The sequence below is a fragment of the Allobosea sp. CRIB-10 genome, assembly GCF_900112185.1.
GTDB lineage: Bacteria > Pseudomonadota > Alphaproteobacteria > Rhizobiales > Beijerinckiaceae > Allobosea.
In genome coordinates this window covers 123622-139208 of sequence record NZ_FOKP01000013.1, presented here as the reverse complement: position 1 = coordinate 139208, position 15587 = coordinate 123622, and the positions used below count along the sequence as shown (strand labels likewise).

Here is a 15587-nt window from a genome sequence, read left to right as displayed (position 1 = left end):
ATGCGGCGCATCTTTACGCGGCGCTCTTCTCCAGCCATTCGCGCAGCGCGTCGTTGACCCGCGACTGCCAGCCGGGCCCGGTCGCCCGGAGCTTCTCGACCAGGTCCATGTCGAGCCGGATGGAGATCGCTTCCTTGGTGCGGGTTGGGCCGCGTTTGCGAATCTCTTCCCTGAGGCTGGCGGCCAGATCAGGAAAGACATCGGCAAAAGGACGAGCTTTGCGGAAATCCTCCGCGGTCCATTCCGGATTATCGGAGACCGCGTCCCAATCCTCTTTGCTGTAGCCTTGGCCCGGGACAAATTCCTTATGGAGCTTGGGCATTCAGATGCCTCCTTTCCTTGGGATTGGCGGGGCGCATACTGATCACCGAGATGGCTTCCGAGCCGAGAGGTACGAAGATGACGGCTGTCACAAGCACGCCGTCATAGACGCCAACGGCTCGCATCCGCCCAGAGTGCCCCGGTAAAACCACCGCCCGCAAGAAATAGGCGAAGTCGAGCGTGGCAAAATCGAGCTGGTGCTTGGCAAGGTTCGCGAGCCGCTTCGGCTCATCCCAGACGATCTTCATCAATCTCGTATATACGAGATAGGTGGCGGCGCGACAAGGGCGAGGCCATGCGTCGCGCTCGCCTGTTTTTGGCTCCGGGTGTAGAGGTCCAGGCAGATCGCCGGCACGAGGCCGGCCCCGCAGGAAGGAACAGGCATGGCTGCCGCCGCGAGCGCCTCCACCATCGACCCGGCCGAGGTCGCGCGCTTCGACGCGCTGGCGAAAAGCTGGTGGGACCCGAAGGGGCCGATGGCGGTGCTGCACAAGTTCAATCCGGTGCGTCTCGCCTTTATCCGCGACCTCGCCTGCGAGCGCTTCGGCGGCGATCCGAAGTCGCTGCGCGCGCTGGAGGGGCTGAGCCTCGTCGACATCGGCTGCGGCGGCGGCGTGCTGTCCGAGCCGCTGGCGCGCCTGGGCGCGAAGGTGACGGGGCTCGACCCGGCCACGACCAACATCGCCGTCGCCCGGGCGCATGCCGAGAAGGCGGGTATCGCGGTGGACTATCGCGAGGAGACGATCGAGGCGGTGGTCGCCTCGGGCGCGCGCTTCGACATCGTCCTCGCCATGGAGGTGGTCGAGCATGTCACCGATGTCGAGGCCTTCGTCGCCTCCTGCTGCGCCGCGGTGAAGCCGGGCGGGCTGCTCGTCATGGCGACGCTCAACCGGACGCTGAAATCCTATGCGCTCGCCATCGTCGGCGCCGAATACATCCTGCGCTGGCTGCCGCGCGGAACCCATGACTGGGAGAAGTTCGTCACGCCGGACGAGCTGGAGGCGGCGATCGAGACCGGCGGGCTTTCGGTCTTCGCCCGCGAGGGCGTCGCCTACAACCCGCTCGCCGATCGCTGGTCGCGCTCGCGTGATCTCGACGTCAACTACATGCTGGCGGCGGGGAGGGCTGGCTGAGGTTCCGCTGGAACCTTGCTCATTTTCCCTTGTTTTTTGCGCTGCGGCATAATTCGATAGGCGTATGGCGCAGCGCAGCAATGCTCTGCATGATGCCGGCAACGCCACCGGATCTAGAGGCGTGGCGACAAGGGAGAGATCGGATGTCACAGCTGCAACCCGTCGCGAAGCCCGCGTTGAAGGATCTCTACGAGCTCGGCGAATTGCCGCCGCTCGGCCATGTCCCGGCCAACATGTACGCCTGGACGATCCGCCGCGAGCGCCACGGCCCGCCGCAGGACAGCTTCAAGGTCGAGGTGGTGCCGACCTGGTCGATCGGCGAGGAGGAGGTGTTGCTCCTCGTGATGGCCGGCGGCGTCAACTATAACGGCATCTGGGCCGGCCTCGGCCAGCCGATCTCGCCCTTCGACGTGCACAAGGGCTCCCTCCACATCGCCGGTTCCGACGCCTCCGGCATCGTCTGGGCCGTCGGCTCGAAGGTGAAGCGTTGGAAGGTCGGCGACGAGGTCATCGTCCACTGCAACCAGGACGACGGCGACGACGAGGAGTGCAATGGCGGCGACCCGATGTTCTCGTCGTCTCAGCGCATCTGGGGCTATGAGACGCCGGACGGCTCTTTCGCCCAATTCTGCCGGGTGCAGTCGCGCCAGCTGATGCTGAAGCCGAAGCACCTCTCCTGGGAGGAATCGGCCTGTTACACGCTGACGCTCGCGACGGCCTACCGCATGCTCTTCGGCCACGCCCCGCATACCATCAAGCCGGGCGACAACGTGCTGATCTGGGGCGCCTCGGGCGGGCTCGGCGTCTTCGGCGTGCAGCTCTGCGCGGCCTCCGGCGCCAACGCGATCGGCGTCATCTCCGACGCGACCAAGCGCGACTATGTGCTCGGCCTCGGCGCCAAGGGCGTGATCAACCGCAAGGACTTCAACTGCTGGGGCCAGATGCCCACGGTCAACTCGCCCGAATATGACGCCTGGGTGAAGGAGGCCCGCAAGTTCGGCAAGGCGATCTGGGACATCACCGGCAAGAAGGACGTCGACATCGTCTTCGAGCATCCGGGCGAGGCGACCTTCCCGGTCTCCTGCCTCGTCGCCAAGCGCGGCGGCATGGTGGTGTTCTGCGCCGGCACCTCCGGCTTCAACATCACCTTCGACGCCCGCTATGTCTGGATGCGCCAGAAGCGCGTTCAGGGCTCGCATTTCGCCCATCTGAAACAGGCGAGCGCCGCCAACCAGTTCGTCATCGACCGCCGGGTCGACCCCTGCATGTCCGAGGTCTTCCCCTGGGACAAGATCCCGCTCGCGCACCACAAGATGTGGAAGAACGAGCATGCGCCGGGCAACATGGCCGTCCTGGTCTACGCACCGCGCACGGGCCTGCGCACCTATGAGGACGTGGTCGAGGCGCTGGAGGGCTGAAGGCCTGAAGCGGGCAGGCGCTTGCGCCTGTCCGCTGCGATCCCGAACAGCGGTCTCAGCCAGCCGACACGCCGTGCGATCTCGTAGCTCGCGGCGCAGCACAGCGCCGTGATCGCGATGACCAGCGCCGCTTCCCGCCCGGCCGGCAGGGCGAACGGCTTCAGCCAGTGCGCCGCGAGGATGATCGCGGTCTGATGGACGATGTACCAGCAGAACACGGCATCGACGAGATAGCGCCGCACCGGCCCGTCGCTGCGTGACAGGTGCCGACGGGCGAAGCCGAGGATCGCGACGATCCAGCACCATTGGTCGAGCCCGTAGACGAACGGCCCGGCGAGGCGGCGCAGATCGCCCGGCGGCTGCGTGCGGAGCCACATCATGGCGAGGAACGCTGCGACGGCGAGCATGAGGGCGAGCCAGCGCAGCCGCTCGGTCCGCTCGGCGAGGGCTTGCGAGCGCGCGGCGAGGAAGCCGAACAGGAAGGAGAAACCGTAGAGGACGTGCTGGTACCAGTCTCCGACGACGACGTAGGTCGGTGGCGCGGCTGGAAAGATCAGGAAGCGGTTGAGCCCGAGCAGCAGCGCCGGCCCGATCAGGAGGAGCAGGCTGGGCAAAGCGCGCTCCAGCAGCCGCTCGCCGCCAGCGGCCAGGCCCGGCACCAGCGCGACCAGCCCGGCGAGCATCATGGTGTAGAGCCAGAGATAGGCGACGAACCAGAGATGGTTCCAGGTCGGCAGGATAATGCAGGCCTGCCTGCCGTTCTCGATCCGGCAGAAACCCTGGTCGAAGGCGAGATAGTGCCGCAGCCAGAAGCCGGGATAGCTGCCGGAAAAGCCGAGCTTCTCGACGACCTCCGCGAAGGATTGCGGCGGCACGACCACCAGCATGCCGAATGCGAGGGGGATGAGCAGTTGCGCGGAGCGTCGCCGCGCGAGGACGCCGACCTCGTATTTGCCCAGCATGAAGCGCGTCGCGGCGCCCGAGACCAAGAAGAGCAGCGCCATCCGCCAGGGGTTGAGCAGCAGCATCAGCGGCTCGAGCTCGCGCAGAAGGTGGGCGCTCTTCACATGGAAGCCCCATGACACATAGAGCATGCCGACATGGTAGAGGATCAGCAGGCCGAAGGCGCCGATCCTGATCCAGTCGAGATCGAGCCGGCGATCGGTTCTCTGTGGTGGCGAATGATCGGTCTGCGCAGGCATGGCGGCTATCCCTTGCTCGCCCCGAGCAGACCGGTATGCCTGCGCAAAGGTCGAGACGGTGCGGGACGAGCAGCCGATGCTGCGTGACGAAAGCCAGCGGGCCGGGACGAGCGGCGGTGCGGCCGTGACGAATGGCGGCGCTGGTCGTCTGCCGGGCTGGCTGCCCTATCTGGCGATCGTGCTCGGCACCGCCCTGACCTGTCTCGTCAACGCATTCTCGACCCTGCACGACCTTGCCCGCGTCGGCCGCGTCGTGCCGCTCTGGCAGCCCTTGCTCTGGGAGGCGTCGAGCGGCGTCGTGGTCCTGGCGCTGGCACCTTTGATCCGCCGGCTGGTGCTGGCCTCGGTGGTGCTGGCGAATCGGCCATGGCTGCTCGCGGTGCTGCATGCCGGGGCGATCATCGCCTTCTCGACACTCCATGTCGCCGGCATGGTCCTGCTGCGCAAGCTCGGCTACTGGGCCGCCGGCGCCGGCGACTACAGCTTCGGCTTCTCCAGCGGCAACCTGCTCTACGAGTTGCGCAAGGATGTCCTCGTCTATCTGCTGCTCGCCGCCCTGTTCTGGCTGTTCGAATTCTGGCGTAGGCGCCCGCAGCCGCAAGCGACACTCTCGACTGCCGTTGCGCCTTCGGGCTTCTGGTTGCGCGACGGGACGGTCAATCTGCGCCTCGAACCAAATGAGATCGTCGCCGTCGTCTCCGCCGGAAACTATGTCGAGTACTGTCTGGCGGGCGGCAAGCGGCATCTGATCCGCGCTACCCTACAGGCCGAGGAGGAACGCCTGCGGCCGCTCGGCTTCGCTCGAATCCACCGGACGAGGTTGGTCAATCAGCGCCGCATTCGGCGCATCGCCGGCAAACCCTCAGGCGATTTCGATGTCGAGACGGATACAGGCGAGAGCTTCGCCGGTAGCCGCCGCTATCGCGAGAGCCTCGCCGCGCTCAGGCCTTGACCGCTTTTGTGCTCATGGCGGCCGCAAGTCATGTGGCCGCCGCAACAGGGGGCTGCTCAGTTCCAGCCAGCTTCCTGCTCGCAGGCTTTTCGAGCGCCCGGATTGTCCTTCTCCCACTGCGTGATCGAGCGGCTTTCATTGTCGCCCATCTTGCCGTTCATGCAGGTGCAATAGCTATTGACGACGCTGGCCGTGACCTTCGCCTCCTTGTTGTCGCTCAGGCACTGGTCGATCCATTTCTTGTCGTCGGCGCTCTGCGCGAAGGCAGCGGCGCTCGTGAGAACGCAACCCGCGAGAAGCAGGGTCGAAAGCTTGAATCCCATGATGGAGCCTCATCGGTGACCGCCTCGCCCGGCGGCTCCGCGATAGGCTGCACCTGGATCGGTGTCGTCAAATGAGGCGTTCGAACGACGGTTCACAGGCAAGGGCGATTTTGCCCGTTATAACGCTCTGCCCTGGCAACGATGGACAGCGGTTCATAATTGAGCCGAACCCCGACAGGCGTCCGGTGGGCGTCAGCGCCAGGCCTTCCGAAGGCGCTTGCGATAGTAGATGACACGCTCGGTCTCCTCGAAGCCCATGGCGGCATGGGCTCTTTGCGAGGCGGTGTTCGTCAGGCCGGTATCGGAGGCGAGCTCGCTGCAGCCGCTAGCCCGCGCCCAGGCTTCCACTGCGGCGCAGAGTGCCCGCGCCACGCCGCGTGAGCGCTGGTCCGATACGACATAGATGCCTTCGAGGAAGCCGACCGGGGAGGTCTCGCAGCCATTGACGTAGTCGTGGCGCAAGGCGGCCTCGGCAAGGCCGATGGCGCGGCCATCGTCATCGCGGGCCAGGAAGGCGACGCTGTCGGATCTGTCGAGCAAGTCGCGGATATCAACGCGATGGCTCCCGGCCGACGGCTCCGGCCAGAGCGAACGACGCAGCTCGAGCCAGTCTTCCAGCACGGCTTCGGTGCGGGGCTCGATCGTCATCGAGAATCGTCCATGTGAAGGTGATTCGGACCGCTCAAAGCGAGCTCAGCACGTCGCCGGTCGACTTCTCCGGCGCTCTGACCAGCGCGATGGCGGCGTTGAGCTCGGCCCCGTACAGGAAGATCGCCGCCAGCCAGTAGAGGAAGACGAGCGCGATCATCGCCGTGGCGAGGCCGGCATAGGTGGTGACATAGGCGCCGGCGAACGAATCGAGATACCAGCCGAAGCCGACGCCGCCGATCAGCCAGACCACCAGCGTCATCAATATGCCCGGCCACATCGCCCGGATATGCGGGGCGCGGGCCGGCAGCAGCTTGTGCGCGACGCTGAGCGCCAGCACCACCAGCACGGTCGCGCCCGCGATGCGCAGGAAGGCGAGCAGGAAGCCGAGCGGGGCGAGCGCCGGCGCGAAGCCGACGATGCCGCGCCAGAGCAGCGGGCCGAGCACGACCAGGAGCGAGAAGGCGAGCATGAACACCGCGCCACCGACGACATAGACGATCGATTCCAGCCGGGTGCGCCACCATGAGCGCCATTCATAGGCTTCGTAGGCGCGGTTGAGCCCGACTCTGACGGCCTCGACCCCGGAAGAGGAGAAGTAGAGCGCCAGGATCGCGCCGAGCGTCAGCGCGTCCTTGCGCACCGCGGTCAGCACCGAGCGGACCTCGCGCGCGATCGGCTCGGCGACCTCGCGCGGCCAGGCTTCGAGCAGCAATTGCGCGGCCTCGTCGGCCGCGGCCTGCGAGCCGAAAAAGCCGCCGAGCGCGGTGACGAGGATCAGGAAGGGGAACAACGACATCAGCACAGAAAGCGCGATGTGGCTGGCGATCGCCCAGCCGTCATGGGCGATGAAGCGCTCGAAGGCGAGGGCGGGGACGGAACGTAGCGACATGCGGGTCTCGGGCGGCCGGCTCGATCTTTGGTGGTTCGTCGTGACGGTGGCAAGTGCGCGGAACATGCCGCCACGGCGTCCCCATGCAGCGACAATCGTCGTTTTCTAGCCTATCAGCGCCCGGACGAGGCTGCCGCCATGTTCGATTCTCCGCTCTTTCTGCGCCTGTCGCCGGCGCTCTTCGTCTTCCTCTGGTCGAGCGGCTGGATCGTCGCCGGCTATTCGGCGCGCTATTCGGACGCTCTGACTTTCCTTTCGGTCCGCTTCGGCTGTGCCGGCCTGGCGCTCGCCATCCTCGCGATTGTGCTCGGCGCCCCCTGGCCGAAGACGCGACGTGCTCTCTTCGATTGCATCGTTGCCGGCATCCTGCTGCACGCCATCTATCTCGGCGGCGTCTGGTGGGCGGTGCGCCACGGGCTGCCGGCGGGTGTCTCCGGTCTGATCGCCGGCCTGCAGCCGGTCCTGACCGCCCTGTTCGCCCCCTTGCTGGTGCGCGAGCGCATCTCGCCGATCCGCTGGCTCGGGATCGTCTTCGGCTTCGTCGGCATCGCGCTGGTGCTGGAACCGAAGCTGGTCGGGGTTCCGCCCGAGGTGCTGCGGGCCGTGGCGCTGCCGGTGATCGTCAACGTGATCGGCATGTTCGCCGTCACCTTGGGCTCGTTCTGGCAGAAGGCCCGCATCGTCGAGGGTGACCTGCGCACGGTGACGGCGGTGCAGTACATCGCCGCCTTCCTGTTCACGCTGCCCTTCGCCTACCTGCTCGAGCCGATGCGGATCGAGTGGAACCTGACCATGGGCCTGGTGCTGGCTTGGTCGGTGCTGGCGCTCTCGCTCGGCGGCATCGGGCTCTATCTCGTGATGATCCGCCGCGGCCAGGTCTCGCGCATCGCGACCTTCCTCTATCTCGTGCCGCCGGCGGTCGCTGTCGAGGCCTGGATTCTCTTCGGCGAGACGCTGACGCCGATCCAGCTCGCCGGCATGGTGGTCGCCGTGCTCGGCGTCGTCCTCGCCAGCCGGAAGTAGCTGTCGCGCGATCTGCGGGTTCCCGGAAGCTGGTCGATGCTGTAGCCAGAGAGGATCAGGCGGCGCGGTTCCGCCACGCTGACGACGGGGACGAGACGACCATGGCTGTGACGACCGAGACTCCTGCTGGCGCCTTCATCGCCGCCCGCCGCGGCCACAAGCTGGTCGACATCGCGACCTTGCCGGTCCCCGCCGATGTCGATGCCGGCTTCGCCGCGCAGGCCGAGGTCAACCAGGGCATGGGCTATCCGCTCGCCGGCTGGAAGGTCTCGCTCGGCGAGGGCGGCCGGCCGATGGCCGGCCTGATGCCCGGGCCCTGGCTCAAATCCGGCGACACCTATCGCGGCGTGCACGGCGCCGAGCTGCGCGTCGAGATCGAGCTTGCGATCCGGCTTGGCCGCGACATGCCGCTGCGGCCGGGCCAGCCCTATACCCGCGAGGAACTGATCGATCATTGCGACGCCGCGCTCGTCGGCATCGAGATCGTCGAGAGCCGCATCGCCGACTGGACCAATGTGCCGTTCCCGCTCTGGCTCGCCGATGCGATGGGCCATGGCGGCTATCTCATCGGCCCCGAGGTTCCCTTCAGCATCTTCGACGACGTCTCGGCCCTGAATTGCACGGTCGAGCTCGACGGCGACGTGCTCTATGACCGCCAGGCCCTGCATGCCAATGGCGATCCGCTGGTCACGGCGCTCGCCTGGGCGAACCGCTCGGTCGAGGGGCCGCTCGGCCCGCTCAAGGCCGGCCAGATCATCACCACCGGCAGCCTCTGCGGCGGCGTGCTTGCTCCGACGGTCGGGCCGGTGATCGCTCGGCTCGATCCGGTGACGGCGATCTCCTTTGCCCTGGCGGAGCATGGCGATTGAGCCGGGCTGCGCGCTGATTTCGGCCATTCGGCGAAGTCCGGATGGCCAACGATTCGTTCAGGTTTTCGGTTGATGGTGCGTTCATTTCGAGCGTCGAATTGTGATCAACTGGAGGCGCGATCACAAAATCAACGCATTCGCTGCGTTCTAGTTGGGTTGCGTTGGAGGTTTGATGCGGTCATGGCGAAGGGGCAGGATCGGCATTGCCGGCGGAGGCTTGGTTGCTTTCGCGGCGATGCTTGCCGGTGAGATTTCGCCGGCCCGCGCCTTCGACCTGTCGTCGCTCGACGTCTTCAATCTCTTCGGCAGCAAGGACAAGCCGCCGCCGATCAGCCCGACGACGCTGCCCTATGAATTGAAGTTCGAGCTCGGCGACGTGCCCGATGCCAGCGCGCTGAAGCGCAGCCTGCAGGACGCATCGCTGCTCTATCGCCTGCGCGAGGACGCGCCGCCGGACGGCGAGACCTTGGCCCGCCGCGCAGCCGCCGACATCAACCCGCTGATCGACGCGCTCTGGGCGCAGGGCTATTTCAACGCGCAGGTCGCGATCGCGGTCGACGGCGTCGCGGTGACCCAGGCCGGCGAACCGCCGGCTGGGCTCGCGCATACGGCCGAGCGCTATCGCAACCGCGCCCCGGCGCCGATCGTGGTCACGGTCGATCCCGGCCCGCTGTTCTCGCTGCGCAATGTCGAGATCGTGCCGGGCGCCCGCCGCGACCCCACGGCGGTGATTACCGATCCCGGCAAGGTTTCCGGCCTCGTGCCCGGCGCGCCCGCGACCTCGGCCTCGATCCGGGCGGCGCAGGCCGCCCTGGTCGACTACTGGCGCGGCAAGTCCCGCCCGCTCGCCCGCGTCGTCGAGGTGCGCCCCGTCGTCGATCATGCGGCAAAGACGATGGATGTGGCGCTGGTCGTCGATCCCGGCCCCGTTGCCGGTTTCGGCGACGTCTCGGTCACCGAGACCGGCGACATCCCGCCCGAGGTGATCCGCTCCTTCATTTATCTGGAGCCGGGCGAGCCCTATTCGCCGAAGGCGCTAACGGACACCCGCAAGTCGATCGCGACGATCCCCGCGGTCGGCTCGGTGCGCATCCGCGAGGGCACGAGTCTCGACCAGGCAGGCAACCTGCCGATCTTCGTCGAGGTCAACGAACGGCCCAAGCGCCTGCTCGGCTTCTCCGCCCGCTATTCGACGATCGACGGTCCAGCGGTGAAGACCTACTGGGAGCACCGCAATCTGTTCGGCGGCGCCGAGCGGCTGCGCCTGGAGGCCTCGGTCTTCTTCGCGCCGCGCATCGACGGCACCAAGATCCAGCGCTTCGGCGATTTCGAGCGCAGCGATCTCGGCGCGCGCTTCTCGGCGAGCTTCCTGAAGCCGGCGCTCGGTGGCAGCCGCAACGACCTGCTGATCGACGCTTCCGCTGTGCGCGAGCGCGTCGGCACCAACCGCTATGGCGGCTACACCGCCCGCTACGCCAATGTCACTGCGGCGATCCGCCATCGTTTCAGCGACGTCTTCTCGATCCAGGCCGGCCTCGAGGCCGAGCGCGGCCAGACCAGCGACGTGCTCGGCCAGGTCGACTACATGCTGGTCGGCGTGCCGCTCTCGCTGCGCTATGATTCGACCGACAGCCAGCTCGACCCGACCCGCGGCATCAGGCTCGCCGCCTCGGTCACGCCCTATGCCGCTTTCGGCGACAATGACGCGCCGTTCATCCAGAGCAAGTTCTCGGTCTCCGGCTACTACGCTCTCGACGAGGACGCCCGCTACGTCCTGGCCGGACGGATCGGGCTGGGCTCGATCGCCGGCGCCGATCTGGACGAGGTCCCGGCAACGCGGCGCTTCTATGCCGGCGGCGGCGGCTCGGTGCGCGGCTATCCCTATCGCACGCTCTCGCCGCTTGGCCCGCTCAATCACCTGACCGGCGGGCGCAGCCTGTTCGAGGCCTCGGTCGAGGCGCGCATCAAGATCACCAACACGATCGGCATCGTGCCCTTCTTCGACGCCGGCATGGCTTTCGAATCGCAGTTCCCGAACTTCAAGGAGAAGATGCAATACGCGGCGGGCCTCGGCCTGCGCTATTACACGCCGATCGGGCCGATCCGGCTCGACGTCGCCGCTCCGCTCAACCCGCGCAAGGGTGACAAGCCCGTCGCGCTCTATATCAGCATCGGGCAGGCCTTCTGATGGGCGCGCTCCGCATCTCGCGATGGCTCGCCGGGCTCGCGGCACTTGTCATCGCCGCCGCGCTGGTCCTCGTCACCGGCCTCGGCGGTTTCGCCCAGAACGCAGGCGAGCGCGGCGTCCTGGCCGACCTGATTTCCAAAGCGCTGTCCACCGATGGCAGCCAGGTCTCGATCGGCGCGGTCGACGGCGCGCTGTCTTCGGACGCGTCGATCCGCGACATCGTCATCTCCGATCGCGACGGCCCCTGGCTCCGGCTCGATCGCGCCCGGCTGATCTGGACCCGCTCGGCCCTGCTGCTGCGCCGGCTCGAGGTCAACCGGCTCGAGATTGGCAAGCTCGAAATCCTGCGCAAGCCGCTGCCCGATCCGGCTGCGCCGCCCCCGGCCGACAATTCTCCGATTCTCCCTGAGTTGCCGCTGAAGGTGATCGTCGAGACCTTCCAGCTGGGTGAGCTCGCGCTCGGCCCGACCGTGATCGGCGCGCCGGCCAGGCTGTCGGCGACAGGCGCTGCCCGCCTCGGCCCGCCGAACGAAGGCCTCGACTTCCGGCTCGCAGGGCGCCGGCTCGACATGGGCGGCATGCTCGACGTCACCCTGCGCTTCGTGCCGCAGACGACGCAGCTCCAGCTCGCGGTCAAGCTCGACGAGCCGGCGGGGGGCCTGATCTCGACCATCGCCGACCTGCCGGACCGGCCGCCGGTCAAGCTCGACCTCACCGGCGACGGCCCGCTCGACCGTTTCCGGGCGACGCTCGCCTTCACCGCCGGCCCGACCATCGGCGCCAACGGCACTGCCGACCTCAGCCGCCAGGGAGCTGGCAGGCGGCTCCTGCTCGCGCTCGATTCGCGCATCGCCGGCCTGATGCCGCCGCCGGTCGCGCCGGTCTTCGAGGGTTCGACCCGGCTCGACGGCACGGTCGGCTTGGCCGATAGCGGCGCCGTCTCGGTCGACCAGATGGCGCTGGTCTCGGCCCTGGCCCAGCTCGACGTGAATGGCGTCTACAGCGCCGACAAGAATCTCGACTTCAAGATCACCGCCGCCGCCCGTCCCAATGCGGAAGGTCGTACCGTCACTTCCGGCGCCGAGATCGCCAAGCTCGCTTTCGACGCGACGATCCGCGGCCCGGCCGCCGGCCCACGCGTCAATGCCAGCCTGCAGGTGGAAGGCGCGAGCGTTCCGGCCGGCAAGCTCGCCAAGCTCGATTTCAGCTTCACCGCGACACCGACCGGCGCGCTGAACGATCCGGCGACGCGCACCGTGCTCGTCTCGGACGGCGAGGCCTCGGGCGTCGCGCTCGCCGAACCCGGGCTCGCCCGCTTCATCGGCGATCGCCTGCGCTTCACCTTGCGCGGCACGGCCTCCGAAGGCGGCGGCATGTTCGAGACGCTGAAGCTAGCCTTCGGCGGTGCCGAGCTCGGCTATGCCGGTCAGCTTGGGCCGGCTCGCATCCTCGGCAAGGTCGAGGCGCGGCTGCCGGATCTTTCCCGGCTCAGCACGCTCGCCGGCCGCCCGCTCAAGGGTTCCGCCACGGTCGCCGCCAATGTCGACGCCGAGCCGAAGAAGCGGCTCTACGCCGTCAAGCTCGATGGCGGCGCCGAGTCGCTGACGCTCGGCCAGGAGGCGCTCGACCGCCTGCTCGCCGGCAAGCTTTCGCTCGGCGGCGAGATCAGAGTGCCCGGCAGCGGCGGCCTCGTCGTCAACGGCCTGCGAATCGCCGGAACCCATGTCGCGGCCACGGCCGACGGCGCGCTCGGCGCCCAGGGCTCGAGCCTGAAGGCCAACATCGCGATTCCCGATCTGCGCCGGGCCGATCCGAAACTCTCAGGGCAGGGCGCATTCGACGCGACGCTGACCGGCCCGCTCGACAAGCTCGACGCGACGCTGAAGGCGGGCATCACCAACGCGACCGCGCTCGGCCGGCCGGTGCCGCGCCTCGCGCTCGACGCCAGCCTGCGCGATCTGCAGGGCGCACTCTCCGGTGACGCCACGCTCTCTGGCGAGGTCGACGGTCGGCCAGCGAGCGGCGCCCTGCGCTTTGCCAAGCGCGACCCCGGCGGCTGGGCGCTGCCACAGCTCGACATTGCCATTGGCTCGGTCACGCTGAACGGCGCGCTCGATCTCGACGCCTCCAATCTGGCCGAGGGCAATCTCAAGCTCGCAGCCCGCAATCTCGACGATCTCTCGGCGCTGGCGCTCGCCAAGCTTGGCGGCCGGATCGAAGCCGACGTGACGCTGGCGCGCCCGACCGGCGGCCAGAATCTGAATCTGAAGGCCAGCGCGCAGAAGCTTGTCGCGCCGAGCCTTTCGCTCGATCGGCTCGATGCCGATGTCGCCATCGTCGATGCGCTGCGCAAGCCGCTGATCAATGGCAACGTGCAGGTCGACCGCGCCGTCATCGCCGGCGAGCCGGTGAGCGCGATCCGCCTCGTCTCCAAGGGCGCCGCCGACGTCAGCGACATCAGCCTCGACGCCACGGCGCGCGGTTTCTCGCTCGCCTCGAAGGGCCGGCTCTCTGTCGCCGATCCCTTGCGTTTCGATCTCGCCAGCTTCACCGCGACCCGCGACGGCCGCCGCATCGCGCTGGCCAAGCCCGCGAGCTTCACCGCGATCGATGGTGGCGTCGCGATCCGCGATCTCGCCATCGCGCTCGACGGTGGCCGGATCACGCTCGACGGCGAGGCCGGCAAGGCACTCGACCTGCGCTTTGCCGCGCAGAACGTGCCGCTCTCGGCCGTTCGCCTCGCTTCGCCTACTCTTGACCTTTCAGGCACGCTTGATGCCGAGGCGACGATCAAGGGCACGCCCGAGGCGCCGACCGGTCCCTGGCGCCTGCGTATCGCCCGCCTCGTCGCGCCGCAGACCCGCTCCGCCGGTCTGCCGCCGATCGAGATCACGGGGCAGGGCGCGCTCGATGGCCGCCACACCAGCCTCGACGCCAGCCTGAATGCCGGCCGCTTCGTCAGCCTGACGGCCAAGGGCAGGGCGCCGCTCGGCGGCGACGGCGCGCTCGACCTCTCGATACAGGGAAAAGCCGACGCTCAGCTCGCCAACGCCCAGCTCGCAGCCGACGGCCGACGCTTGACCGGCCAGCTTGCGCTCGACCTGCGTGCCGGCGGTACGCTTGCCGCGCCGCGCCTCTCCGGCGGCGCGACACTGTCCGGCGGCAGCTTCAGCGACGCGCTCCAGGGCGTGAAGCTGACCGGCATCGAGGCGCGCGTCGCGGCCAACGGGCCAGAACTCGTCATCGAGCGCTTCGCCGCGCAGACGCCCGGCAACGGCACGCTTTCGGCTCGTGGCAACGTGAAGCTCGATCCGCAGGCCGGCTTCCCCGGCACGATTCGCATCGAGGGCAAGCGCGCCCAGCTCGTCGACAGCGGGCTGGTCCGTGTGGTCACCGATCTCAACCTCGACCTCGCCGGCCCGCTGGCGCAGCGGCCGCGCATCGCCGGACGCGTCAATGTCGTCACCATCGAGGTCTCGGTGCCGGATCGCCTGCCGTCGAGCTCGCGGCCGGTCGATGGCATCCGCCATGTCAACGCCAAGGGCCAGGCGGCCGCCCGCCTTGCCGCCGAGCGCCGGGCGCGCGCCGTCGCGAATCGCAAGGGAGCCCGCGCGCCGGCCTTCGATGCCGTGCTCGACATCACCGTCTCGGCGCCGGGCCGCGTCTTCATCCGGGGACGGGGAATCGATGCCGAGCTTGGCGGCGACCTGCGCGTCGGCGGCACCTCGGCTGCGCCGGCGCTGTCCGGTGGCTTCGAGCTCCGGCGCGGACGCCTCAATCTCGCCAGCCAGCGCCTCGACTTCAGCAAGGGCCGCATCACCTTCTCCGGCGGTGTCATTCCGACGCTCGACTTCGTCGCCGAGACCCGCGCCGCCGATGTCACCGCGCGGATCATCGTGTCCGGCGAGGCTTCTGCGCCTGAGTTCACCTTCACCTCCTCTCCCGAGCTGCCGCCGGACGAGGTGCTCTCGCGCCTGCTCTTCGCCCGTGCGTCCGGCTCGCTCTCTCCTTTCCAGGCGCTGCAGCTCGCGCAGACCGCGGCCCAGTTCTCGGGCGCCGGCGGCGACGATGTCTTCGAGCGCATCCGCCGCTCGCTCGGCGTCGACAACCTCGATGTGCAGATGGGGCCGGGCGGCCCGACGGTCGGCGTCTCCCGCGCGGTCTCGGACAATATCACCCTCGGGGTGAAGGCCGGCGCCAAGCCGGAGGACAGCGGCGTCTCGGTCGGCATCGACGTGACCCGCCGCCTGAAGCTCCAGGCCGAAACCAATGCCGACGGCAGTGCCGCGGTCGGTGTCGGCGCCGAGTGGGAATACTGACGTCCCGACTCAAGCGCCGGGATGACGCCGCAGATTCGCGGTCAGGACGACGAACGGACGGCTCCGGAAGCCCGCAAACCACCCTATGCGGTTAACGCTCTCTTAAGTTCGCCGGTCAAAGCGTGGCTCGGTTGCAACACCGGGGGGCAAAGCGGGTCTGGGATGGGGACTGTGGCGTGATCGTGGTTGATCGGAGGCCGGGCATTCGTAATGGTGACTGTGCGGCGGGACGTTCCCGGTCGCTGTTTTTCGTCTTCGCCTCCGAACGGTTCGGGGACGCGGGCGAAAGACCGGGAATA

General features: G+C 68.1%; 13 protein-coding genes. 7 read left to right on the top strand and 6 right to left on the bottom strand.

Annotated features, from left to right (window positions below; all coding sequences use genetic code 11):
• Positions 1 to 13 precede the first annotated feature (13 nt).
• Complete coding sequence (locus BMZ69_RS17385) at positions 14 to 322, bottom strand: BrnA antitoxin family protein (RefSeq protein ID WP_092158815.1); 309 nt, start codon at positions 320 to 322, stop codon at positions 14 to 16.
• Positions 306 to 569, bottom strand: coding sequence for a BrnT family toxin (locus BMZ69_RS17380; RefSeq protein WP_092158813.1), 264 nt, complete (start codon positions 567 to 569; stop codon positions 306 to 308). The genes BMZ69_RS17385 and BMZ69_RS17380 overlap by 17 nt, the downstream gene beginning before the upstream one ends.
• Positions 570 to 704: 135 nt before the next feature.
• Between BMZ69_RS17380 and ubiG the strand changes: the two genes are divergently transcribed.
• The gene (gene ubiG / locus BMZ69_RS17375) at positions 705 to 1454 is read left to right on the top strand and encodes a bifunctional 2-polyprenyl-6-hydroxyphenol methylase/3-demethylubiquinol 3-O-methyltransferase UbiG (RefSeq protein WP_092158811.1); all 750 of its coding nucleotides are present in this window, start codon (positions 705 to 707) and stop codon (positions 1452 to 1454) included.
• A gap of 143 nt (positions 1455 to 1597) precedes the next feature.
• Complete coding sequence (ccrA, locus tag BMZ69_RS17370; RefSeq protein ID WP_092158809.1) at positions 1598 to 2872, top strand: crotonyl-CoA carboxylase/reductase; 1275 nt, start codon at positions 1598 to 1600, stop codon at positions 2870 to 2872.
• Here the strand turns inward: ccrA and BMZ69_RS17365 are convergent.
• On the bottom strand, positions 2839 to 4074 hold the full coding sequence (locus tag BMZ69_RS17365; RefSeq protein WP_092158807.1) for an acyltransferase family protein: 1236 nt from the start codon (positions 4072 to 4074) through the stop codon (positions 2839 to 2841). The two genes, ccrA and BMZ69_RS17365, sit on opposite strands and share 34 nt — an antisense overlap.
• A gap of 76 nt (positions 4075 to 4150) precedes the next feature.
• Here BMZ69_RS17365 and BMZ69_RS17360 point away from each other — a divergent pair, with 76 nt between their 5' ends.
• Positions 4151 to 5026 (top strand): LytTR family DNA-binding domain-containing protein, encoded by an 876-nt coding sequence (locus BMZ69_RS17360; RefSeq protein ID WP_175506845.1) that lies wholly within the window; start codon positions 4151 to 4153, stop codon positions 5024 to 5026.
• A 56-nt stretch (positions 5027 to 5082) separates the two neighbouring features.
• Here BMZ69_RS17360 and BMZ69_RS17355 read toward each other — a convergent pair whose 3' ends face one another.
• The 3 genes from BMZ69_RS17355 to BMZ69_RS17345 all read right to left on the bottom strand — a co-directional run bounded on the left by BMZ69_RS17355 (position 5083) and on the right by BMZ69_RS17345 (position 6889).
• On the bottom strand, positions 5083 to 5349 hold the full coding sequence (locus BMZ69_RS17355; RefSeq protein WP_092158803.1) for a hypothetical protein: 267 nt from the start codon (positions 5347 to 5349) through the stop codon (positions 5083 to 5085).
• A gap of 192 nt (positions 5350 to 5541) precedes the next feature.
• Complete coding sequence (gene aac(6'), locus BMZ69_RS17350; protein ID WP_092158801.1) at positions 5542 to 5997, bottom strand: aminoglycoside 6'-N-acetyltransferase; 456 nt, start codon at positions 5995 to 5997, stop codon at positions 5542 to 5544.
• Between the two features lie 34 nt (positions 5998 to 6031).
• Positions 6032 to 6889 carry a YihY/virulence factor BrkB family protein gene (locus BMZ69_RS17345; RefSeq protein WP_092158799.1) on the bottom strand — a complete coding sequence of 286 codons (858 nt, stop codon included), beginning with the start codon at positions 6887 to 6889 and terminating at the stop codon, positions 6032 to 6034.
• A 138-nt stretch (positions 6890 to 7027) separates the two neighbouring features.
• On the opposite strand from BMZ69_RS17345, the gene BMZ69_RS17340 reads away from it, so the two are divergent.
• The 4 genes from BMZ69_RS17340 (at position 7028) to BMZ69_RS17325 (ending at position 15288) form a co-directional block, all read left to right on the top strand.
• A complete protein-coding gene (locus tag BMZ69_RS17340) occupies positions 7028 to 7912 on the top strand; it encodes a DMT family transporter (protein WP_092158797.1) in 885 nt (294 codons plus the stop codon).
• Positions 7913 to 8013: 101 nt separating this feature from the next.
• The gene (locus BMZ69_RS17335; protein WP_092158795.1) at positions 8014 to 8781 is read left to right on the top strand and encodes a fumarylacetoacetate hydrolase family protein; all 768 of its coding nucleotides are present in this window, start codon (positions 8014 to 8016) and stop codon (positions 8779 to 8781) included.
• A gap of 217 nt (positions 8782 to 8998) precedes the next feature.
• A complete protein-coding gene (locus BMZ69_RS17330) occupies positions 8999 to 10969 on the top strand; it encodes an autotransporter assembly complex protein TamA (RefSeq protein ID WP_348272483.1) in 1971 nt (656 codons plus the stop codon).
• Positions 10969 to 15288: a translocation/assembly module TamB domain-containing protein gene (locus BMZ69_RS17325; RefSeq protein WP_092158791.1), complete on the top strand. Its 4320-nt coding sequence runs from the start codon at positions 10969 to 10971 to the stop codon at positions 15286 to 15288. Before BMZ69_RS17330 ends, BMZ69_RS17325 begins: the two co-directional genes overlap by 1 nt.
• Positions 15289 to 15587 lie beyond the last annotated feature (299 nt).

Excerpts from the sequence above, each read along its gene's own strand:
- BMZ69_RS17360 (WP_175506845.1), top strand. The coding sequence starts at position 4,151 with ATGCTGCGTGACGAAAGCCAGCGGGCCGGGACGAGCGGCGGTGCGGCC.
- ubiG (WP_092158811.1), top strand. The coding sequence starts at position 705 with ATGGCTGCCGCCGCGAGCGCCTCCACCATCGACCCGGCCGAGGTCGCG.
- BMZ69_RS17355 (WP_092158803.1), bottom strand. The coding sequence starts at position 5,349 with ATGGGATTCAAGCTTTCGACCCTGCTTCTCGCGGGTTGCGTTCTCACG.
- BMZ69_RS17365 (WP_092158807.1), bottom strand. The coding sequence starts at position 4,074 with ATGCCTGCGCAGACCGATCATTCGCCACCACAGAGAACCGATCGCCGG.
- BMZ69_RS17325 (WP_092158791.1), top strand. The coding sequence starts at position 10,969 with ATGGGCGCGCTCCGCATCTCGCGATGGCTCGCCGGGCTCGCGGCACTT.
- ccrA (WP_092158809.1), top strand. The coding sequence starts at position 1,598 with ATGTCACAGCTGCAACCCGTCGCGAAGCCCGCGTTGAAGGATCTCTAC.
- BMZ69_RS17380 (WP_092158813.1), bottom strand. The coding sequence starts at position 569 with ATGAAGATCGTCTGGGATGAGCCGAAGCGGCTCGCGAACCTTGCCAAG.
- BMZ69_RS17340 (WP_092158797.1), top strand. The coding sequence starts at position 7,028 with ATGTTCGATTCTCCGCTCTTTCTGCGCCTGTCGCCGGCGCTCTTCGTC.
- BMZ69_RS17385 (WP_092158815.1), bottom strand. The coding sequence starts at position 322 with ATGCCCAAGCTCCATAAGGAATTTGTCCCGGGCCAAGGCTACAGCAAA.
- BMZ69_RS17335 (WP_092158795.1), top strand. The coding sequence starts at position 8,014 with ATGGCTGTGACGACCGAGACTCCTGCTGGCGCCTTCATCGCCGCCCGC.
- BMZ69_RS17345 (WP_092158799.1), bottom strand. The coding sequence starts at position 6,889 with ATGTCGCTACGTTCCGTCCCCGCCCTCGCCTTCGAGCGCTTCATCGCC.